This is a genomic window from Bacillus sp. PK3_68, from assembly GCF_003600835.1.
In the GTDB taxonomy this organism is placed as follows: Bacteria; Bacillota; Bacilli; order Bacillales; family Domibacillaceae; genus Pseudobacillus.
The window spans coordinates 1,455,074-1,475,839 of sequence record NZ_NQYC01000001.1 but is presented as its reverse complement, the minus strand read 5'-3'; the positions used below and the strand labels follow the sequence as shown (position 1 = coordinate 1,475,839).

Here is a 20,766-nt window from a genome sequence, read left to right as displayed (position 1 = left end):
GAGATCTACTTGCCTGAAATGCCAGAAGTAGAAACTGTCCGGCGTACTCTTCAACAGCTTGTCGTCGGTAAAACCATCCAAGAGGTGGAGATCCGGTGGCCAAATATTATTAAACAACCAGAACAGGCAGAGCAATTTGCTGATGCTTTGATCGGTGAAACGATTCATGACATAGGGCGCAGAGGAAAATTTTTAATTTTTACCCTTGATCATTATTCACTCGTTTCTCATTTGCGAATGGAAGGAAAATACCGGTTGCATGGGTGCGGGGAAGAAGAAGAGCCTCATACACACGTATTATTTAAATTTACAGACGGCTCTGAGCTGCACTACCGGGATGTACGTAAGTTTGGCACGATGCATTTATTTCAGCGGGGACAGGAGTATAATTCCCTGCCGCTGTCACAGCTTGGCCCTGAGCCGTTTTCCGAGGACTTTTCGGTTGAATACGTAAAAAGTAAGCTGAAGAAAACTGAGAGAACTATTAAGGCAGTGCTGCTTGATCAAAAAGTGTTTGTGGGTCTCGGCAATATTTATGTAGATGAAGCTCTTTTCCGGGCGAGAATCCACCCTGAACGAAAGGCTAATTCACTCAATGAAGAAGAGATTGTTGTTCTTCAAAAAGAGATTATTTCCACATTGAAAGAAGCGGTAGATAAAGGAGGAAGTACTGTCCGATCGTATGTGAACAGCCAGGGGCAGGCCGGTACATTCCAGGAAACTCATTTTGTCTACAACCGTAAAGGAGAGCCTTGTAAATGTTGCGGTGAACTGATTGTTAAAATAAGAACAGCCGGTCGCGGCACGCATCTTTGTCCAAACTGTCAGCCGTTTCCAAGCTAATAAAATTGAACCTTCCCATCCCTCCTTCCATATACTACAGTAACGTTTTGACAGGGGAGGAGCTGTTTGATGGATGGGTATATTTCGTTATTTATGCTGGCAGCAGCGGTCAGTTTAGACAGTTTCAGTGCAGGCCTTGCCTACGGATTAAAAAAGCTAAAATTGCCGGTTAAATCTTCCATTATTTTATCGCTTTGTTCAGCGGTAGTGCTTCTCGTTGCCATGGGGGCAGGCCATTGGCTAAGCAGATGGTTCAGTGAGCAAGCAGCCAGCCGACTTGGCGGTATTATTTTGATTGTGCTCGGGGCTTGGGTCCTTTGGCAATTTTTCCGGGAGAGACAAGTGCATGAGCAGATGGAAGAGAAGCCGCTTATCCATTTAGAGTTGAAACGGCTTGGTGTGGTTGTTCATATTTTTAAACGTCCAACGGCTGCCGATTTGGATCAATCTGGCACAATTAATGGTTTGGAGGCCCTGCTGCTCGGCTTTGCTCTCTCTTTAGATGCATTCGGTGCAGGAATTGGAGCGGCTATGCTTGGCTATCCGGCGCTTGTACTTGCGGCAGCTGTAGCTGTGATGAACCTTCTGTTTATTACAGGAGGGCTGGCTTGTGGCCGGAAGTTTGCAGGGATTCAATGGGTACAGCGGCTTTCCTTTTTTCCCGGCATCTTATTAATCATCTTAGGAACGTTGAAAATTTAACCGTTAAGAGGAGGAAGTCATGGCAGCAATCATTGGATTGACCGGAGGCATTGCAAGCGGAAAGAGCACGGTGAGCCGCTTGCTACAAGAATTGGGGTACACAGTAGTGGACGCAGATGTGGCTGCCCGAGCAGTAGTTGAGCCGGGTAGGCCAGCTCTTTTACAAATTGTTGAAACATTTGGCGAAGGGATACTTTTACCTGACGGCTCCCTAGACCGAAGCCGACTCGGAGAGCTTATTTTTAACGATAAAGAGCAGCGGGAGAAGCTAAATAGCATTGTTCATCCTGCTGTGCGCCAGTTTATGATTGCGGAGAAAGATGCAGCTGTTGCAGCGGGAAAACAAACGATTATTATGGATATCCCGCTTTTATTCGAAAGTGAATTGACATGGATGGTCGAAAAAGTGATTGTCGTTTATACAAGTGAAGCCACGCAACTGGACAGGTTGATGGCTCGCAATCATTTAGATGAGGCAGCTGCTAAAGCCCGCATCGCTTCTCAGCTCCCGCTCGCTGACAAAGTCGAAAGAGCGGATGCGGTAATTGATAATAATGGCTCCATTATGCAAACGAAAGAGCAGCTTTTAGAAATCATCAAAGAATGGCAACTGACCCCTTAACCCGTCTCTATAATGGACGGGTTCTTTTTTGGGCTAAAACACTATCTTTGTAAAGTACGCTTGACATTAGAATGATAGTAAAGTAAACTTTACGTAAAGCTTACTTTACTATGTTGGGTTAGGAGGACAAATGAAAAATAAGATTCGTGAAAAACGCACAGAGAGAAATATTACACAGGAAGAATTATCAAAAAAATTAAATGTGTCAAGACAAACAGTTATTTCCCTGGAAAAAGGAAAATACCATCCTTCTCTCGTTTTGGCTCATAAGCTTGCTCAATTATTTAATTGCTGCATTGAAGACTTATTTATTTTTGAAGGGGATGAGAATATTGAGTGAAACGTTAGTAAATAATTTGACTGGCTTGTCAGGTTTACTACTTGGAGTTCTGTGTATCATTATTATTTATTTTATCAACCGCCGGGTCGGTAGGAACAAACGATTGTTCGATGAACGCCAGCAATATGTAACAGCTCGTTCCAAAGCAGCCGCCTGGAATGCTACATCAGTTATTCTTCTCGCTGCCTGGGCTTTTATTATTATCTTTGACGGCATTTCTTTCTCATTTTTCCTTATGACCGGCATCTGGGTAGCTCATAATCTCTCGCTTATCGTTACTAGTGTGTACTTTAGTAACCAAAATTAAAGGAGTGAGAAAAGCAGCGCAGATGGATAGGAGTTGTGCTAGTCAGATAGTCACAATTATATGGTTATCTTCGCTTTTTTCAGAATAGTTAAACTTATTAATTTGTGGTTTTTAGGCTTCCACTTGGAGGTAAATATGTTATACTAATTGCAGATAAAAAAACAATTAAGTATAACATTTATTGATATAGGAGGAGCCGGTGTATGAAGGCGAAAGTAGCAATTAACGGATTTGGACGTATCGGGAGAATGGTCTTCCGTAAAGCGATTTTAGAGGATAAATTTGATATTGTTGCGGTAAATGCAAGCTATCCTGCAGAGACGCTTGCCCATTTAATAAAGTATGACACAAATCATGGCAAGTTTGATGGAGATGTGCAAACAGAAGAGAATGCTTTAATTGTAAATGGCAAGCGCGTTCAATTGGTTAATAATCGCGATCCACGTGAGCTTCCATGGAAAGAACTTGGCATTGATATTGTAATTGAAGCAACAGGTAAATTCAATGCTCGTGAAAAAGCAGCCCTTCATTTGGAAGCTGGCGCAAAGAAAGTTGTACTAACGGCTCCTGGCAAAAACGAGGATGTTACAATTGTTATGGGCGTTAATCAGGACGATTTAGATATCGAAAAACATGAAGTGATTTCGAATGCTTCTTGTACAACGAACTGCCTTGCTCCAGTGGCAAAAGTACTTAATGATACGTTTGGTATTGAAAATGGTCTAATGACTACTGTTCATGCTTATACAAACGATCAAAATAACATCGACAATCCACACAAAGATTTACGTCGTGCTCGTGCATGTGCCCAATCAATCATTCCGACATCTACAGGAGCGGCTAAAGCATTATCGCTCGTTCTGCCTGAATTAAAAGGAAAAATTCATGGCATGGCGTTGCGCGTGCCAACTTCCAATGTTTCTTTAGTAGACCTTGTTGTTGATTTGAAGCGTGAAGTTACAGTAGATGAGGTAAATGACGCATTCATCAGAGCTTCTGAAGGCCCACTAAATGGGATTATTGAATTTACAACAGAACCATTAGTATCTGTTGATTTCAATACAAATCCTCATTCTTCTATTATCGACGGTTTATCGACGATCGTAATGGAAGGAACAAAAGTGAAAGTTCTAGCTTGGTATGACAATGAATGGGGCTACTCTTGCCGTGTCGTTGATCTAGTGAACTATGTTGCTGAAAATATGAAAAAAAAGTTGAAGTAACTGCATAATTTGTCTATAAAGGAATATGATTAATCGTGTAAGAGTAAATGAATCCCGCAGATAATTGTCTGCGGGATTTAGTTGCTTCCTTTATTTGTATGTAGAATTTTCTAAAAAAATCCTTCGGAAAAATGTCTGACAAGATGTTGCAAAATTAAACTGTTCACAGTATACTAATCTTCGTGAAATAAATAACCGCTTAAAGGGTTAGGACCTCTTCGGACTAACTTTCCCCCGTGGTGGTTATACTTTTACAACGAATCTTCTAAAAATTGTAAAAGGGGGAAGCGATCATGGATACTATGGGTCGTCACGTAATTGCAGAACTTTGGGGATGCAATCTTGAAAAATTGAATGATATGGAAACTATTGAACAAATCTTTGTGGATGCTGCATTAAAATCAGGTGCTGAAATCCGGGAAGTGGCGTTTCACAAATTCGCTCCTCAAGGCGTGAGTGGAGTCGTCATTATTTCCGAGTCGCATTTAACGATTCACAGCTTTCCAGAACATGGCTACGCAAGCATTGATGTCTATACTTGCGGAGACCTTGATCCAAACATTGCGGCTAATTACATTGCAGAGGCGTTAGAGGCAGAAACACAGGAAAAAATCGAAATGCCTCGGGGAATGGGCCCTGTACAAATGAAGCAAGAAGCAAGTGTGTTATAAAGAGAGGTGTATGCACAAGCATACACCTCTTTCATTTATTTAGGGGATCTTGCCTTGTGCATTTTGTTTCTTTTTAATATGATGAGAGTAATCAATTTATAATCGGAGTTGGTAGAATGAAGTGTCCGGCCTGCCAGCATAATGGCACCCGTGTAATCGATTCAAGGCCTGTAGATGAAGCGCGCTCCATCCGCAGACGCCGTGAATGTGAATCTTGTGCTTACCGGTTTACGACTTTTGAAAAGGTGGAAGATTTACCGTTAATTGTCGTAAAGAAAGAAGGTACAAGGGAGGAGTTTAATCGCGAAAAGCTTCTGCGCGGGCTCATCAAAGCCTGTGAAAAGCGTCCGGTTTCACTCGAACAGCTTGAAAAATTAACAATGGACGTAGAAAAAGAAATCAGAAGTTGTGGGTTTTCAGAGATTCAATCGGAAAAGATTGGTGAAATGGTCATGGACCGCCTGGCAGATATTGACGAAGTAGCTTATGTTCGCTTTGCTTCTGTTTACCGCCAATTTAAGGATATTAATGTATTTTTGGATGAATTGAAAGAGTTAATTAAAAAAGAAGAATAGCAGGCTGGAGGCAACGACCCGTTCTCTAGCTTTTTTTCATCGGTCAGCAAAAGAAGTTTCAACACTGAAAGGTTAGATGGTTAACATGAAAAGACATTGGAACGAAATACAGCCGGTGGATGAATACATAGTGTGTTTACACGGCACCCTCCATGAAGCCGACCGGCGCATTTTAACGTTCTTGTATCAACCGCTCCTCGGCACCACCTGTTTTAGTTTATATATGACTCTCTGGGCAGAGGTAGAAGAAAATCGACTTCGTTCTCGAATAGCTAATCATTATCATTTAATGAACTTTCTTGATAAAAATCTTCAGGAAATTTATGAGGCACGTCTAAAGCTGGAAGCATTGGGGTTACTAAAAACATTCATTCGAAAAAATGGTGATTTGCGTGAATTTGTATATGAACTTCAGCCGCCGCTCACACCAGAACAATTCTTTAACGACGGCATGCTTAATGTGTTTCTTTATCGTAAAATCGGCCGTGCCCACTTTTTAAGATTAAAAGAATTTTTTCTGATGACGTGTCCTGTACAGAGGATCATATAGAAATCACAAAAGACTTCCAAGAAGTGTTTTCTGCTGGTCCGCCACCACTAGATCAGGATGTTATAGAAGACAGCCTTCTCCCTGAAGACAAGCTGTTTATGACTAAGCCGGACAGAAGAGGGGTTTCTCTAAAAGTGGATCAGTTTGATTTCAGCTTGCTGGAAAGCTCCCTTCAAGGCATGATGGTATCCAAGTCAGCAATGACACCTCTTGTGAAAGAAACGATCGTAAAGCTGGCTTACCTGTATGGCATTGAACCGCTAGAAATGAAAAATTTACTGCTTACAGCAGTAGATGAAAAAGACGAGATTGATATTGAAGTGTTGCGTAAATCAGCACGTGATTGGTACCAGTTGGAGCGGGATGAGAAGCTTCCTGAGCTTATTCATCTAGCTCAACCGGCGGCATTGCGTACTATTCAAAGCGAACCGGAGACAAAAGAAGAAGAACTGATTTATTATTTGGAGACCGTATCTCCGCGGCAGCTACTCATCGATATTTCAGGAAGCCTCCCCTCAAGTTCGGATATGCAAGTGATCGAGGGTGTTTTGTTTCAGCATAAATTGCCAGCAGGTGTCGCAAATGTACTGATCCAATATGTCATGTTAAAGACTGACATGAAATTGACGAAAAGTTACGTGGAAAAAATTGCTTCCCATTGGGCGCGGAAAAAAGTAAAAACAGTAAGAGATGCGATGGAACTTGCGAAAAATGAACATCGCCAGTATGCGGAATGGGCCAAAAACAAGCAACAACCGAAACAACGAGTCATACGTACGGAAAAACTGCCTGACTGGTTCTATGAAGAAGAGAAAGCAAAAGAGCCTGCTTCTGAAAAGAATGAAGAGTTGGAAGCGAAACGGCGGGAGCTTGAGGAAAAAATTAAAAACAGGAGATTGAAAAGGCAGGTGACGAGCAGCGATGAAACGAATTGATGAAACGTTGAACAAATTGACAAAATCTCCGGACTTTAAAGCTCGTTATGAAAAAACGCGCCAGGAAATTTTAAGTGACCCGGCAGTCCAATCATTTTTGCTTGAGCATCAAAGTCAAATAACGCCGGACGTGCTAGATAGAAATTTAATGAAACTTTATGAATATAAAACCCAAAGCTTTTCCTGTGAAAAATGTCCAAGTTTAAGCGAGTGTGTGAACGTGATGAAAGGCTTTGAGCCAAAGCTCGTTTGGCGCCGTGGAGGCATCGATATCGATTACCACCGTTGTCCGCGCAAAATCCGCGATGACGAGCAAAGAAAAAATGAAAAGTTAATCAAAAGCTTGTACGTTCCGAAAGATATTTTAAGTGCGGACTTTTCTAGCCTCGACTTAGGGGATTCTGGCCGATGGCCGGCGATTGAACAGGCGCAGCACTTTACAGAGGAATATACAAAGAATAACGAGGCGAAAGGGTTATTTATTTATGGGCCGTTCGGTGTAGGGAAGTCTTATTTATTAGGAGCTGTAGCTAATGAACTGGCCAATGTAAATGTTTCGTCTTTAATTGTTCACTTTCCGGAATTCGTTCGGGAGATGAAACAGTCTTTAAATGATCAATCTATGAATGAGAAGCTTGAAGTTGTCAAAAAGGCACCTGTATTGATGATTGATGATATCGGCGCTGAAGCGATGTCGAGCTGGATGCGTGATGAAATTCTTGGGACGATTTTGCAATTCCGCATGCTGGAACGACTGCCAACGTTTTTAACGTCTAATTTCAGTTACAGTGAACTTGAACATCACTTAGCTCATTCCCAGCGGGGAGAGAGGGAAGAGATGAAGGCCAAGCGGGTAATGGAACGAATTAAGTTTTTGACTATTCCTGTCGAAATGAAAGGGATTAATCGTCGAAAATAGAGAACCACCCTATTGATTTTTCAATAGGCAAGGCATATAATACGGACATACATGTAAATAATGCAACAAGTTTTGATAAGGACATGAGTATTTTCTTACGGTTTCCAGAGAGGGAAAGCAAGGCTGAAACTTTCCTAACACGAGGAATATGCTTACCGCCTTTGAACTTCGGCCGTGAACGCAGCAATGTTAGTAATGGACCGCCGGCAGCAGCCGTTATCTGATCTGGAGATTTCAACGTTTTTTGTTGAAAAGTAGGGTGGAATCGCGATATAAACCTCGTCCCTTCATTATTGAAGGACGGGGTTTTTTATTTTGTCAAAAATAAGGAGTGTGGACAATGTCTGAAATGCTGAATATTACATTTCCTGATGGATCAGTCAGGGAGTTTCCAAAAGGAACAACAACAGAAGAAATTGCCCAGTCAATCAGCCCGGGCTTAAAGAAAAAAGCACTTGCTGGAAAAGTAGATGGCAAGCTGCTCGATTTACGCACGCCGATTGAAGAAAGCGGCAGCTTGGAAATCGTGACACCGGACCACGAAGATGCCCTGGAAATTCTTCGCCACAGCACAGCCCATTTAATGGCTCAAGCGATCAAGCGCTTGTATGGCGAAGAGAAAGTAAAGCTCGGTGTTGGTCCGGTAATCGAAGGCGGTTTCTATTATGATATTGACCTTGATGAATCCATTACACCAGAGGACTTGCCAAAAATTGAAAAAGAAATGAAAAAAATTATTGGTGAAAACCTAGAGGTAGTCCGCAAAGAGGTAAGCCGCAATGAAGCTAAAAAACTGTATGAAGAGATTGGTGACGAATATAAGCTTGAGCTAATTGATGCTATTCCAGAAGATGAAACAGTGACTATCTATGAGCAAGGGGAATTTTTTGATTTATGCCGCGGCGTGCATGTGCCGTCTACGAATAAAATTAAAGAATTCAAGCTGTTGAGCATTGCGGGTGCCTACTGGCGCGGCAACAGTGATAATAAGATGCTCCAGCGTATTTATGGCACTGCTTTCTTCAAAAAAGAAGATTTGGAACATCATTTAAAAATGCTCGAGGAAGCAAAGGAGCGCGATCACCGCAAAATCGGCAAAGAGCTCGATCTCTTCATGAGCTCACAAAAAGTCGGACAGGGACTGCCGATGTGGCTGCCAAAAGGCGCAACGATCCGCCGCATTATCGAGCGTTATATCGTCGATAAAGAAGAAAGCCTTGGCTATCACCACGTGTATACGCCTGTTATGGCGAATGTAGAGCTATATAAAACGAGCGGACACTGGGATCATTACCAGGAAAATATGTTCCCAATTATGGACATGGACAATGAAGAGCTTGTGCTTCGCCCAATGAACTGCCCGCATCACATGATGATTTATAAAAATGGCATCCACTCCTATCGTGAACTGCCAATCCGAATCGCGGAGCTCGGCACAATGCACCGTTATGAAATGTCAGGAGCGCTCTCCGGCCTTCAGCGTGTCCGCGGTATGACTTTAAACGATGCCCACGTATTTGTCCGTCCGGATCAAATTAAAGATGAATTTAAACGTGTCGTTCACTTGATTTTAGAAGTATATAAAGATTTTGATTTACATGATTACTCATTCCGTCTGTCTTATCGGGACCCAGCTGATACAGAAAAATATTATGATGACGATGAAATGTGGAACAAAGCGCAAAGCATGCTGAAAGAAGCGATGGATGAAATGGGGCTGGATTACTTCGAAGCAGAAGGTGAAGCAGCGTTCTATGGTCCGAAGCTTGATGTACAGGTAAAAACAGCTCTCGGTAAAGAGGAAACGCTATCCACTGTACAGTTGGATTTCTTGCTGCCAGAGAGATTTGATCTGACTTATATCGGCGAAGATGGAAAGCCGCATCGTCCTGTTGTTATTCACCGCGGTGTTGTTTCTACAATGGAACGCTTTGTTGCCTTCTTGATTGAAGAATATAAAGGTGCCTTCCCGACTTGGCTTGCACCGGTACAAGTGCAAGTTATCCCGGTTTCTGTTGATGTTCATCTTGACTATGCTAAAGAAGTCCAAGAAAAGCTGCGTGCAGCAGGTATCCGTGTAGAACTCGACAGCCGTGATGAAAAGATCGGTTATAAAATTCGTGAAGCACAGATGCAGAAAATCCCGTATATGCTTGTTGTCGGCGACAAAGAGATTGAAAACGATTCTGTTAACGTTCGTAAATATGGGGAGCAAAAATCAGAGACGGTTGCTTTCGAAGATTTCATTGAAATGATCAAGAAAGAAACAAAAAAAGCATAAGTTTTAAAAAGATGTTGCTTAATTTTATAAACTTTGCTAGAATTGTTTCTGTTGAATTGCTTTCGATGAGTTGACGAAGAATATTCGTTATGATATAATGCTATGGTGAACTGAATATACAATTTAAGCAGGAGCACCCGCTTCTCACCTGATTGACGCATAAGCAGTTGGCAGGTTTGAACGTAAGAACAAATAGCTGATTTACGCTGTTTAATGCGGGTATGTACATCATACCCGCATTTTTTATTGTGTCAAAGCAATTAGGTGCTAAGTTGTGTATTCTGGAATAGAAACGTTTATTCTCAAAAACCTTGGAGGTGGCTCATTATTAGCAAAGATATGTTTGTAAACGAGGGGATTCGCTCCCGTGAAGTTCGTCTAATCGATCAAAATGGAGAGCAGCTTGGTGTTAAGTCAAAGAACGAAGCGCTCGAAATTGCTGGACGCGTTAACCTTGATCTTGTGCTTGTTGCGCCAAATGCAAAACCGCCGGTTGCCCGTATTATGGACTACGGCAAATTTAAGTTCGAGCAGCAGAAGAAAGAGAAAGAAGCTCGTAAAAATCAAAAGATCATTAACTTGAAAGAAGTGCGTCTCAGCCCGACAATCGAGGAACATGATTTTAACACAAAACTGCGCAATGCGATCAAGTTTCTAGAAAAAGGCGACAAAGTTAAAGCTTCCATTCGCTTCAAAGGACGCGCCATTACTCATAAAGAGATTGGCCAACGCGTACTTGACCGTTTTGCTGAAGCTTGTCAAGAAGTAGCTACTGTGGAGACGAAACCGAAAATGGACGGCCGCAGTATGTTCTTAGTATTAGCACCTAAAAACGAAAAGTAATCAGTTTGAGGAGGAATACGAAAATGCCAAAAATGAAAACTCACCGCGGCTCAGCGAAACGTTTTAAGAAAACAGGTTCTGGTAAATTGAAACGTTCTCATGGCTACACTAGCCACTTATTTGCCAACAAATCTACAAAGCAAAAACGTAAGCTTCGCAAAGGAACTCTTGTATCTAAAGGCGATTTCAAACGCATTCGTCATATGTTAGACAATCTTAAGTAAGATCAGGACTTATATTTTAGGAGGGAAATATTATGCCACGCGTAAAAGGCGGAACAGTAACTCGCAGACGTCGTAAAAAAGTTCTTAAATTAGCAAAAGGTTTTTTCGGTGCTAAACACCGTTTATATAAAGTAGCCAACCAGCAGGTTATGAAATCCCTGCAATACGCTTACCGTGACCGTCGCCAGAAAAAACGTGACTTCCGTAAGCTTTGGATCACTCGTATCAATGCAGCTGCACGCATGAACGGTCTTTCTTACAGCCGTTTAATGCATGGTTTAAAGCTTGCAGGTATCGAAGTAAACCGTAAAATGCTTGCTGACTTAGCTGTGAATGATCTACAAGCGTTCAACCAATTAGCTGAAGCAGCTAAAGCTCAGTTAAATAAATAAGATATTTTTAAGAAGCAGGCCCGCTTTCAGCGGGTCTGTTTTTTTTGTGATTTCCCTAGGAAATAAAAGCTTTTATTCTTTTCCGTCAAAGAACTGTTTAAACCGTTCCATTTCCGGGTCCTTTTTTAAACTTGTGACTTCATAAGCACTTTCAGACTGTTTTCGGTCTACGCGAATGCCCATTTGCGACGTGCCCTCAGGGTGAGCAATAATGCCTTCATATCTCCCGTCAAAATGCGGATCGCCGTTGTTCGTTTGGATATTTTCTCTTTCCCGCGGCATTGGATCTTCACCTGCTTCCGTTCGTTCTTCTTTGTATTGTTCTCCCGTCTTACTTTCGTTATACACAAGGCAATAAGTGAACAAAAATAAAAATCTTAAAGAACGGCCAAAATAGTTAATATGCAAGGAAGAGCATAAGCAGACAACAAGGAAAAAGGATGGGATGAGATGTACAAAAACTGGGACAAACAATTTATCGGTGGAGAATGGAAAGAAGGAAACAGCCAAACGGTCTACGCAGATAAAAACCCTTACAATGATGAAACATTAGCAGAAATTCGATTGGCTAACAAAGAAGATATCGATGAAGCATATCGTGCGGCAGAGAAGGCGCAAAAAGAGTGGGAACAGGTCAATCCTTATCAAAAGGCGGCCGTCATTGAAAAAGCCGTCGAGTTAGTAAAAGCAAGAAGAGAAGAAATCGTTCATATTTTAGTGGAGGAAAATGGAGCCTCTTATACAAAAGCAAATATTGAAGTAGATGCAGCGATTGGGATTATGAAAGAGGCGGTTACCTTTCCTGTTCGTATGCAAGGTAGAATTATGCCCTCTGTGATCCCTGGAAAAGAAAACAGGATTTATCAGAATCCCGCAGGAGTCGTTGGTATTATTAGTCCTTTTAACTTTCCATTTCATTTAACGATGCGTTCACTTGCTCCCGCTTTAGCAGCAGGAAATGGAGTAGTCCTGAAGCCTGATTTGCAAACAATGATTTCAGGCGGCCTCTTTATGGGAGAAATTTTTGAAGAAGCAGGCATCCCGAAAGGATTGTTAAACATTACTGTTTCTAGTTCTTCAGAAATTAAAGATGCTTTTGTTGAACATCCAATTCCGCGGATTATTTCATTTACAGGTTCTACTTCTGTGGGCCGTCATATTGGAGAATTATGCGGAAGGCATCTTAAGCGTGTTGCCTTGGAATTAGGTGGCAATAATGCAATGATTGTATTAAAAGATGCCGATATTGGGAAAGCAGCTGGCTCTGCAGCCTTTGGCAAGTTTCTCAACAGCGGGCAAATATGTATGTCTTTAAACCGGATTATTGTGGAGAGGCCTGTCTATGAAGCATTTTTAAAAGAATTTGTAGATAAAGCGTCGCAAATTAAATATGGAAACCCGAAAGATAAAGAGGTCGTGGTAGGTCCTCTTATTAACCATAAGCAAGTAGAGCGCATTCAAAGGCTAATTGACGAAAGCTTGGCCAAGGGAGCTAAATATGCTCTGCAGGGAGAGGTGAAAGGAAGTGTATTTGCCCCTACGATCCTTACAGATGTAACAAATGATATGCCGATTGCTCAAGAGGAAATATTTGGCCCAGCGGTAGGCATTATTGTAGTGGAAAATGAAGAAGAAGCAATCCAAGTCGCTAATGACAGCGAGTATGGACTGAGTGGCGCGGTGCACGCTGGATCGATTGAACACGGAGTAGAAGTGGCAAAAAGAGTAGTGACCGGAATGATTCACGTGAATGACCAGGGAGTGAATGATGAGCCGATCGTTGCCTTTGGCGGTGAAAAAGCTTCCGGGTTGGGCCGATATGGCGGAGAATGGGCTCTTCATGAATTTACGACAACAAAGTGGATATCCGTTCAAACAAAGGCAAGAGAATATCCGTTTTAATGTGACCATATAAAAATGATCTTTCTTCCATGCACATCCTCACTCTGTCCGGACTTTTTTGTTAAACTAACAGAGAGGAGTGAAGGGTGTGCTTATTTATTTTGTTCTTATTAACCTAATTAGCTATATTGCAATGGGAAATGACAAGCGAAAAGCGAGGCAGGGAAAATGGCGGACACGCGAGAGTACACTGTGGCTGTTGGCGCTTATTGGAGGAGCGATCGGCAGTTGGGTAGCCATGCAGACACATCGTCACAAGACGAAGCATCCTTCGTTTAAGTATGGGATGCCTGTCTTAGCGCTTATTGACCTCAGCCTGCTTATTTACTTTTCATGAATGGAGGAAGAAAGATGGATTTAGCTAAGTTGTTCCGCATGCAGCGGGCGCTCGATGGATATATTGAAGCGGAGCATGGCCTACAAGAAGCGGACTTGTTCGATAAAAAGGTACTTGCTTTGCTTGTTGAAATTGGCGAACTTGCCAATGAGACACGCTGTTTTAAATTTTGGAGTCTAAAAAAACCAAGTGCACGTGAAGTGATCTTGGAGGAATTTGTGGATGGCGTGCACTTTATTTTATCACTTGGCCTGACATGTTCTTTAGAGCAAGAGGCAACTGCAGAGGATAAAAAAGCGGAAGGCTCAATAACCGACCAGTTTCTACTCGTCTATGAGGCTGTTCAATCATTCAAGCAGGAAAAATCGGCGGAGGCATATCAGCAAATGCTTCAAGAGTACTTTACACTGGGCGGCCTGCTCGGATTCTCGGCGGAAGAAGTGGAAAAAGCATATGTTTCGAAAAATGAAGTGAACTACGAGCGGCAACAGCAAGGATATTAAGCGGTAATTTTTGTATATATCTGAAAAAATACGTATAATGAAAACGGATCCATATTTTTTTATAGGAGGAATGATGTATGGCGAAAATGGACGAAACATTATCGATGCTCAAAGATTTAACGGACGCTAAAGGGATTGCTGGAAATGAGCGTGAAGCCCGCGCCGTTATGAAAAAATACATAGAGCCGTTCGCGGATGAAGTAACGACAGATAATCTCGGCAGTTTAATTGCCAAAAAGTCGGGTGCACAGAACGGACCAAAGATTATGGTTGCCGGCCACTTGGATGAAGTTGGCTTCATGATCACACAAATTGATGACAAGGGGTTTCTCCGCTTTCAAACAGTCGGCGGATGGTGGAGTCAGGTCATGCTTGCCCAGCGCGTGACCATTGTGACGAGAAAAGGTGACATTACGGGAGTCATCGGTTCTAAGCCACCTCATATCTTATCTCCTGAAGCGCGTAAAAAGCCGGTAGATATCAAGGATATGTTTATCGACATTGGTGCCTCCAGCAAAGAGGAAGCACAAGAATGGGGTGTGCGTCCGGGCGACATGGTCGTGCCGTATTTTGAATTCACGGTAATGAACAATGAAAAAATGCTGCTTGCCAAAGCGTGGGATAACCGTATCGGTTGTGCGATTGCTATTGATGTCATGAAATATGTTAAAGGCAAACAACATAAAAACACAGTATATGGCGTTGGAACTGTACAGGAAGAAGTAGGATTGCGTGGAGCGAAAACATCTGCCCAAGCCATTCAGCCGGATATTGCATTTGGCGTGGATGTGGGCATCGCTGGTGATACGCCAGGAGTCTCCAGCAAAGAGGCGATGAGCAAAATGGGCGATGGTCCACAGATTATTCTGTATGACGCCTCCATGGTTTCCCATAAAGGGTTACGTGATTTCGTAACAGATGTAGCGGATGAATTAAATATTCCTTATCAATTTGATGCAATGGCAGGTGGCGGAACAGATTCAGGTGCGATTCATGTGACCTCAGGCGGAGTGCCAAGTTTGTCCATTACGATTGCTACCCGCTACATCCACTCACACGCAGCGATGCTTCACCGTGACGATTACGAAAATGCTGTCAAACTTATCGGCGAGGTCATCCTGCGATTGGATCAGGAAACCGTCGACAAAATTAAGTTTGACTAATAGAAAAGCGGAAGGCGCTTGCCCAGCGCGATAGGAGGTTGGAGGGCTCGACAAGGAGTCGTTCTTTAGACTCCGACAGAGAGACCGAAACCGCTGTACGCGCTAGCGCCAGCAGCCGGACAATAAGAAAAGCGGAAGCGGCTGTTTATCGGCGACAAGCACAAGACGAGCCAGCCAGAAGTTTGTTCTTTAACCTTCTGATTGGATGGGCTTGTGACCTCGAGCCGATGGTCGCTGCAGCTGGACAAAGAAAAGCGGAAGGCGCTCGCCCAGCACGTAAATCGGGCTGAGTGGCTCGTATTTTAGAGGAAGCGGTTCGTTAATCTGTTAAAGCGGCCCAGTAAAACTATCTAACCCTGTTCTCAAGCAAAAAAGCTGTCATGTGTTTTCATGACAGCTTTTTTATGGATACGCCTAAATTTGTACAGGAAGCTTTGTTATTTGCGCCTCAGCCAATTAAAAAAGGAGGCAAGCTTATTTTTTTTTACGCTTTTTTGTTGCTTTTGCGGTCTAGAAAGATAAATCTCCTCTTTATCGATAGCATAGTCATAGGCAAAAACTAGCCCGATGTCTGTATCATGGGTTTTGTTAATGACAATCGTATAATCGATCCTGTGCTTTTCGGCAGCGGTAATATATTTCTTTAAATAAGTAATGTCAATGGAGCCGTTTAAGTACAGTTTTGCCTGCGGATGTTTCTTTATCAACTCAATGAACTCCGGATAAACCTCCGCTTCCCTTACCTGGCTCTGCCGGAGTGCAGCTATTATTCTTTCTCTCAATGTGCCAAGAAACTTCCGCCGCTCCTCTGGGTTAATTTCTTTTTTGCCGTACATCCCTTCTTGTAAAATATCCTCTACACTTTTTTTAGTCATCATCTAACTCCTTGTATTTTAATAATATAATAAAGAATATGCGCCTATCTTTAAATTGGGGAGTGATCAAGTTATTCATTTTCTAACGTGTAGCATTGAAAGGCAAAAAAGTCAAAATAATTGGAGAAAACCACAAGGTGCGGTCATAAAACCTACTTGACATATAGGATTAATGAATATATTATAAAAATTAATCATTAAGACGCTGATATGGCTTCTTTTTACTAGTACATAGCCGCGTCAAAAAAAGGGAAATTGTTTTGCTCATTCCTTTTGTCGCTTTTCTGATTGTGGCGAATACAATCATTTATCCTTCGAGGCTAAATGATTGATCATCTATATTCCTTTGTGAGGTGGATATCATTGCAACTTCAAGTAATGAACAGTCCTTTTAGTCAGGAGCAGTCGGAGCTCCTTAATCGTCTTTTATCAACGCTGACGGAACCCCAAAAAATGTGGTTGAGCGGATATCTTGCCGGAATGGCTGGTACTGTTTTGCCACAAGTGACAGGAAGCGAACTTGTCCCTCAACAAAATGGTTCGGCCCTGTCTAAGGAAGTGACTGTTCTTTTTGGTTCTCAGACAGGCAACGCCCAGGGGCTTGCTGAGAATGTAGCAGCTAAGCTAAAAGAACGTGGATTTCAAGTAACTCTTGCTCCAATGAATGAATTTAAAGCAAATAATATTAAAAAAATTCAAAATCTTCTGCTCTTGGTAAGTACTCATGGAGAAGGAGACCCACCGGATAACGCCCTTTCATTCCATGAATTTCTTCATGGAAGACGGGCTCCCCAGCTGAAGGATTTACGTTTCTCTGTCCTATCCTTAGGCGATAGCTCGTATGAATTTTTCTGTAAGACTGGGAAAGATTTCGACAAACGTTTAGAGGAATTGGGCGGTCAGCGCCTTTATCCGCGCTTTGATTGTGATTTGGATTATGATGAACCTGCTGCCGAGTGGCTGGAAGGCGTCCTAAGCAGTTTAGGTGAAGCAAAAGCTGAGGAAGCTGTTTCTCCACTTGCTTCAATAGGAGCGGGAACATCGGTAGGCCAGTCGGTCTACTCACGGACGAATCCTTTTAAGGCCGAGGTTCTTGAAAATATTAATTTAAATGGACGCGGTTCAAATAAAGAAACGAGACACATTGAACTATCGCTTGAAGGGTCAAATCTTGAGTTTGAACCGGGAGACAGCTTAGGTATTTATCCTGAAAATGATCCGGAGCTGGTTGATTTAATCATCGGGAAAATGAATTGGAATCCTGATGAAGTGGTCACGCTGAACAAGCAAGGAGAAACACGTCCATTGCGTGATTCACTCCTCTCTTATTATGAGATCACAGTGCTGACGAAGCCGCTTATTCAAAAAGCAGCTGAACTTACTTCAGATCATCAACTGCAGCAGCTAGTAGCACCAGGACAAGAGGAAGACCTACGAACTTACATTGAAGGACGGGATCTGCTTGATCTAATCCAAGATTTTAGCTTTGAAGGCATAACAGCTAGCGCATTTGTTTCGATTTTGCGTAAAATGCCGGCCCGGCTTTATTCCATTGCCAGCAGCTTAAGAGCGAATCCTGATGAAGTACACTTGACGATTGGAACCGTCAGATACGATAGTAACGGACGCAGCCGTAAGGGCGTATGCTCCATACAATGTGCTGAACGGGTTCAGCCTGGGGATTATTTGCCAGTTTATATTCAACGCAATCAAAACTTTAAGCTGCCAGCAAACCCGGATACACCGATTATTATGATTGGACCTGGCACAGGAGCAGCTCCATTCAGATCGTTTTTACAAGAACGAGAGGAGCTGGCTGCTCAAGGGAAAACATGGTTATTCTTCGGTGATCAGCATTTTGTAACGGATTTTCTCTATCAAACAGAGTGGCAGCAATGGCTCAAAAAAGACGTTCTAACGAAAATGGACGTTGCTTTCTCACGTGATACAGAGGAAAAAGTCTATGTCCAACATCGCATGCTAGAACAGAGCAAAGAGCTTTATCAATGGCTTGAAGAAGGAGCAGTCATTTATATTTGCGGCGATGAAAAAAATATGGCGCATGACGTCCATGAAACACTGATTCAAATTATTGAACAGGAAGGCGGCAGAAGCCGGGAGCAAGCAGAGGCTTATCTTGCTGAGATGCAGCAACAAAAGCGTTATCAGCGCGATGTATATTAAGCCTTGAGGGGAAGGAGTTAGGAAAATGATCGAAGAGAAAGTATTAAAGGCGCCAGAAGGTCCTCCAAGTGATGTCGAACGAATAAAAAGAGAGAGCGATTACTTGCGTGGCACACTTGCAGAAACGTTGGCAGATCCTATTACCGCAGGCATTCCTGATGATGATAATCGACTGATGAAATTCCATGGCAGCTATTTGCAAGATGACAGGGATTTACGAAATGAACGGGAGCGCCAGAAGCTTGAGCCCGCTTATCAATTTATGGTGCGCGTGCGTGCGCCAGGTGGAGTGGCAACAGCAGAACAGTGGCTTGCCATGGATGACATTGCTCAAAAATATGGCAATGGCACACTTAAATTAACGACTCGCCAAGCATTTCAAATGCATGGAATTCTAAAGTGGAACATGAAGAAAAGCATCCAGGAAATTAACGCAGTGCTAATGGATACATTAGCCGCTTGTGGAGATGTGAATCGAAATGTTATGTGCAACCCTAATCCTTATCAGTCCGAAATTCATTCAGAAGTGTATGAGTGGTCACGAAAATTGAGCGAATACCTTTCGCCGCGTACGAGAGCGTACCATGAAATCTGGCTTGATGAGGAAAAAGTGGCAGGCACTCCGGAAGAAGAAGTAGAACCGATGTATGGAGCGCTTTATTTGCCCCGAAAATTCAAGATCGGCATCGCGGTTCCGCCTTCCAACGATGTAGATGTCTTCTCCCAGGATCTTGGTTTTGTGGCAGTGGTAGAAGAGGGAAAACTAGCTGGATTCAACGTGGCGATTGGCGGCGGAATGGGGATGACCCACGGCGACAAAAACACATACCCGCAGCTGGCTAGAGTGATTGGCTTCTGTACGCCGGAAAAGATTCTTGACGTAGCTGAAAAAGTAATCACTATTCAACGTGATTACGGTGACCGCTCTGTTAGAAAGTATGCCCGCTTTAAGTATACAGTTGACAGACTGGGACTGGAATCTATTAAACAAGAGCTTCATAAACGATTAGGGTGGGAGCTTGAAGAGGCACGTTCTTTCCACTTTAATCATAATGGGGATCGCTATGGATGGGTAGAAGGAAGCGATGGAAACTGGCATTTTACCTTATTCATTCAAAATGGCCGTGTAGCTGATATAGAGGGATATCCACTCATGACCGGCTTAAGAGAAATTGCTAAAGTTCATACGGGTGATTTCCGTTTGACGCCGAACCAAAATCTTGTCATTGCTAATGTGTCGAATGAGAAAAAAGATCAAATTGTGGAGCTGATTAAGAAATACGGACTTACAGACGGCAAGCATTATTCAGCATTACGCAGAAATTCAATGGCTTGTGTGGCTCTTCCAACGTGTGGCCTCGCCATGGCGGAAGCAGAACGTTATCTTCCTAGTTTACTTGAAAAAATTGAGGACATTGTAGAAGAGAGCGGTTTGCATGAAGAAGAGATCACGATCCGTATGACGGGATGTCCGAATGGTTGCGCTCGTCCAGCTCTGGCTGAAATTGCCTTTATCGGCAAATCTCCTGGAAAGTATAATATGTATTTAGGAGCCGGTTTTTCTGGAAACCGCCTGAGCAAGCTTTATAAAGAAAATGTTGGGGAAAAAGAGATTTTGGCGTTGCTTCGTCCGATTCTCTCTCAATATGCTAAAGAGCGTCAGGAAGGCGAACGCTTTGGAGATTATGTGATTCGGGCTGGCATCGTTAAAGAAGTTCATTCCGGTACTGATTTCCACGCTTGACAGAAAAAATGCAAAATCCGCACGTTATAAAATTTTTAAAACAAAGCAGGATGCCGTCTGGGCATCCTGCTTTGTTGTGTGATACCCATGAGGCGGAATAATTGGTACAATTAATAAAAAAGGAGAAAATATGCAAATCTATAGTTTGTCATCTGTCATCTTTTCTTTTATAGGGATGTTATTTGTCGGTCTCTCTTTTATTTTAAGCAACTTTGTGGAGTATTTGTTTGCTGTCGGAATGATTTTTTTGCTCGTTGGCGCTTTTGTCAGTTTGAAAGCAATGACTTATCAGGAAACAGGATATGTGAAATTTGTGAGCATGGCTGTATTTTTTCTCACCCTCCTCATTGTGGTGATGGTGGCACCTTTCCATATTGTCCGGCTGTTTACATGGGTAAAAAACTGGCCGATGATTGAAGAGCTGTTTTTAAGAATGAAAAAGACATGAAAAGAAAAAGGAATAAAAAATCCGGAAAGAAGAATGTTGATTGCGGATTGTTAACTGATAAGCACTTTGTAGGATGGACAGGTTGTTTAGAAAAAAGAAATGAATAGTATCATCTTGTTGTCAAGAATGCAGCAGACAGCGGCTATCATTTTATGAAGAAAAACGGATTGTAACAAAATAAGC

25 protein-coding genes and 2 other annotated features are annotated in these 20,766 nt (G+C 42.5%); of the genes, 23 read left to right on the top strand and 2 right to left on the bottom strand.

Translation table 11 applies throughout. The annotated features are described in order from the left end of the window. Positions 1 to 9: 9 nt before the first annotated feature. The 15 genes from mutM (at position 10) to rplT (ending at position 11,427) form a co-directional block, all read left to right on the top strand. Positions 10 to 843 (top strand): DNA-formamidopyrimidine glycosylase, encoded by an 834-nt coding sequence (mutM, locus tag CJ483_RS07690; RefSeq protein ID WP_120033717.1) that lies wholly within the window; start codon positions 10 to 12, stop codon positions 841 to 843. A 69-nt stretch (positions 844 to 912) separates the two neighbouring features. Next, positions 913 to 1,545 carry a sporulation membrane protein YtaF gene (gene ytaF, locus CJ483_RS07685; protein ID WP_120033715.1) on the top strand — a complete coding sequence of 211 codons (633 nt, stop codon included), beginning with the start codon at positions 913 to 915 and terminating at the stop codon, positions 1,543 to 1,545. 19 nt (positions 1,546 to 1,564) lie between these two features. Continuing rightward, positions 1,565 to 2,167, top strand: a complete 603-nt coding sequence (coaE, locus tag CJ483_RS07680; RefSeq protein ID WP_120033713.1) for a dephospho-CoA kinase — start codon at positions 1,565 to 1,567, stop codon at positions 2,165 to 2,167. A 130-nt stretch (positions 2,168 to 2,297) separates the two neighbouring features. After that, positions 2,298 to 2,507 carry a helix-turn-helix transcriptional regulator gene (locus CJ483_RS07675; protein WP_120033711.1) on the top strand — a complete coding sequence of 70 codons (210 nt, stop codon included), beginning with the start codon at positions 2,298 to 2,300 and terminating at the stop codon, positions 2,505 to 2,507. Next, the gene (locus CJ483_RS07670; RefSeq protein WP_120033709.1) at positions 2,500 to 2,814 is read left to right on the top strand and encodes a DUF2178 domain-containing protein; all 315 of its coding nucleotides are present in this window, start codon (positions 2,500 to 2,502) and stop codon (positions 2,812 to 2,814) included. The genes CJ483_RS07675 and CJ483_RS07670 overlap by 8 nt, the downstream gene beginning before the upstream one ends. Positions 2,815 to 3,017: 203 nt before the next feature. Then, positions 3,018 to 4,037 (top strand): glyceraldehyde-3-phosphate dehydrogenase, encoded by a 1,020-nt coding sequence (locus tag CJ483_RS07665; protein WP_120033707.1) that lies wholly within the window; start codon positions 3,018 to 3,020, stop codon positions 4,035 to 4,037. A 293-nt stretch (positions 4,038 to 4,330) separates the two neighbouring features. Continuing rightward, on the top strand, positions 4,331 to 4,708 hold the full coding sequence (gene speD, locus CJ483_RS07660) for an adenosylmethionine decarboxylase (protein ID WP_120033704.1): 378 nt from the start codon (positions 4,331 to 4,333) through the stop codon (positions 4,706 to 4,708). A 116-nt stretch (positions 4,709 to 4,824) separates the two neighbouring features. Then, on the top strand, positions 4,825 to 5,283 hold the full coding sequence (gene nrdR, locus CJ483_RS07655) for a transcriptional regulator NrdR (RefSeq protein WP_120033702.1): 459 nt from the start codon (positions 4,825 to 4,827) through the stop codon (positions 5,281 to 5,283). 85 nt (positions 5,284 to 5,368) lie between these two features. Further along, positions 5,369 to 5,833 carry a replication initiation and membrane attachment family protein gene (locus CJ483_RS25465; protein ID WP_342753853.1) on the top strand — a complete coding sequence of 155 codons (465 nt, stop codon included), beginning with the start codon at positions 5,369 to 5,371 and terminating at the stop codon, positions 5,831 to 5,833. Beyond that, on the top strand, positions 5,809 to 6,768 hold the full coding sequence (locus CJ483_RS07650; protein ID WP_342753851.1) for a replication initiation and membrane attachment family protein: 960 nt from the start codon (positions 5,809 to 5,811) through the stop codon (positions 6,766 to 6,768). The genes CJ483_RS25465 and CJ483_RS07650 overlap by 25 nt, the downstream gene beginning before the upstream one ends. Then, positions 6,755 to 7,687, top strand: a complete 933-nt coding sequence (gene dnaI, locus CJ483_RS07645) for a primosomal protein DnaI (protein WP_120033700.1) — start codon at positions 6,755 to 6,757, stop codon at positions 7,685 to 7,687. Before CJ483_RS07650 ends, dnaI begins: the two co-directional genes overlap by 14 nt. A 63-nt stretch (positions 7,688 to 7,750) precedes the next feature. Then, positions 7,751 to 7,977, top strand: a binding site (T-box leader). A 50-nt stretch (positions 7,978 to 8,027) separates the two neighbouring features. Then, entirely contained in the window at positions 8,028 to 9,968 is a 1,941-nt protein-coding gene (gene thrS, locus CJ483_RS07640) for a threonine--tRNA ligase (RefSeq protein WP_120033698.1), read from the top strand. Positions 9,969 to 10,087: 119 nt separating this feature from the next. Beyond that, positions 10,088 to 10,220: a sequence feature (ribosomal protein L20 leader region), on the top strand. Positions 10,221 to 10,292: 72 nt separating this feature from the next. Next, on the top strand, positions 10,293 to 10,811 hold the full coding sequence (gene infC / locus CJ483_RS07635; RefSeq protein WP_082028145.1) for a translation initiation factor IF-3: 519 nt from the start codon (positions 10,293 to 10,295) through the stop codon (positions 10,809 to 10,811). A 23-nt stretch (positions 10,812 to 10,834) separates the two neighbouring features. After that, a complete protein-coding gene (gene rpmI / locus CJ483_RS07630; protein ID WP_041097707.1) occupies positions 10,835 to 11,035 on the top strand; it encodes a 50S ribosomal protein L35 in 201 nt (66 codons plus the stop codon). Positions 11,036 to 11,067: 32 nt separating this feature from the next. Beyond that, positions 11,068 to 11,427 (top strand): 50S ribosomal protein L20, encoded by a 360-nt coding sequence (rplT, locus tag CJ483_RS07625; RefSeq protein WP_120033696.1) that lies wholly within the window; start codon positions 11,068 to 11,070, stop codon positions 11,425 to 11,427. A 72-nt stretch (positions 11,428 to 11,499) separates the two neighbouring features. Here the strand turns inward: rplT and CJ483_RS07620 are convergent, their stop codons facing one another. Continuing rightward, positions 11,500 to 11,793 carry a hypothetical protein gene (locus CJ483_RS07620; protein ID WP_142927218.1) on the bottom strand — a complete coding sequence of 98 codons (294 nt, stop codon included), beginning with the start codon at positions 11,791 to 11,793 and terminating at the stop codon, positions 11,500 to 11,502. Between the two features lie 84 nt (positions 11,794 to 11,877). Between CJ483_RS07620 and CJ483_RS07615 the strand changes: the two genes are divergently transcribed. The 5 genes from CJ483_RS07615 to CJ483_RS07595 all read left to right on the top strand — a co-directional run bounded on the left by CJ483_RS07615 (position 11,878) and on the right by CJ483_RS07595 (position 15,622). After that, positions 11,878 to 13,329 (top strand): aldehyde dehydrogenase family protein, encoded by a 1,452-nt coding sequence (locus CJ483_RS07615; protein WP_120033692.1) that lies wholly within the window; start codon positions 11,878 to 11,880, stop codon positions 13,327 to 13,329. A 79-nt stretch (positions 13,330 to 13,408) separates the two neighbouring features. Next, the gene (locus tag CJ483_RS07610; protein ID WP_120033689.1) at positions 13,409 to 13,666 is read left to right on the top strand and encodes a DUF1294 domain-containing protein; all 258 of its coding nucleotides are present in this window, start codon (positions 13,409 to 13,411) and stop codon (positions 13,664 to 13,666) included. 14 nt (positions 13,667 to 13,680) lie between these two features. Next, positions 13,681 to 14,169: a dUTP diphosphatase gene (locus tag CJ483_RS07605; RefSeq protein WP_120033687.1), complete on the top strand. Its 489-nt coding sequence runs from the start codon at positions 13,681 to 13,683 to the stop codon at positions 14,167 to 14,169. Positions 14,170 to 14,246: 77 nt separating this feature from the next. After that, positions 14,247 to 15,332 carry a M42 family metallopeptidase gene (locus CJ483_RS07600; protein WP_120033685.1) on the top strand — a complete coding sequence of 362 codons (1,086 nt, stop codon included), beginning with the start codon at positions 14,247 to 14,249 and terminating at the stop codon, positions 15,330 to 15,332. A gap of 38 nt (positions 15,333 to 15,370) precedes the next feature. Next, on the top strand, positions 15,371 to 15,622 hold the full coding sequence (locus CJ483_RS07595; protein WP_120033683.1) for a hypothetical protein: 252 nt from the start codon (positions 15,371 to 15,373) through the stop codon (positions 15,620 to 15,622). Positions 15,623 to 15,769: 147 nt separating this feature from the next. Here the strand turns inward: CJ483_RS07595 and CJ483_RS07590 are convergent, their stop codons facing one another. Next, entirely contained in the window at positions 15,770 to 16,207 is a 438-nt protein-coding gene (locus CJ483_RS07590; RefSeq protein ID WP_120033681.1) for a YueI family protein, read from the bottom strand. A 363-nt stretch (positions 16,208 to 16,570) separates the two neighbouring features. Here CJ483_RS07590 and CJ483_RS07585 point away from each other — a divergent pair, with 363 nt between their 5' ends. The 3 genes from CJ483_RS07585 to CJ483_RS07575 all read left to right on the top strand — a co-directional run bounded on the left by CJ483_RS07585 (position 16,571) and on the right by CJ483_RS07575 (position 20,583). Then, on the top strand, positions 16,571 to 18,391 hold the full coding sequence (locus CJ483_RS07585) for an assimilatory sulfite reductase (NADPH) flavoprotein subunit (RefSeq protein ID WP_120033679.1): 1,821 nt from the start codon (positions 16,571 to 16,573) through the stop codon (positions 18,389 to 18,391). A 25-nt stretch (positions 18,392 to 18,416) separates the two neighbouring features. After that, positions 18,417 to 20,135 carry an assimilatory sulfite reductase (NADPH) hemoprotein subunit gene (gene cysI, locus CJ483_RS07580; protein WP_481747711.1) on the top strand — a complete coding sequence of 573 codons (1,719 nt, stop codon included), beginning with the start codon at positions 18,417 to 18,419 and terminating at the stop codon, positions 20,133 to 20,135. Positions 20,136 to 20,265: 130 nt separating this feature from the next. Beyond that, the gene (locus CJ483_RS07575; protein ID WP_120033677.1) at positions 20,266 to 20,583 is read left to right on the top strand and encodes a hypothetical protein; all 318 of its coding nucleotides are present in this window, start codon (positions 20,266 to 20,268) and stop codon (positions 20,581 to 20,583) included. Positions 20,584 to 20,766 lie beyond the last annotated feature (183 nt).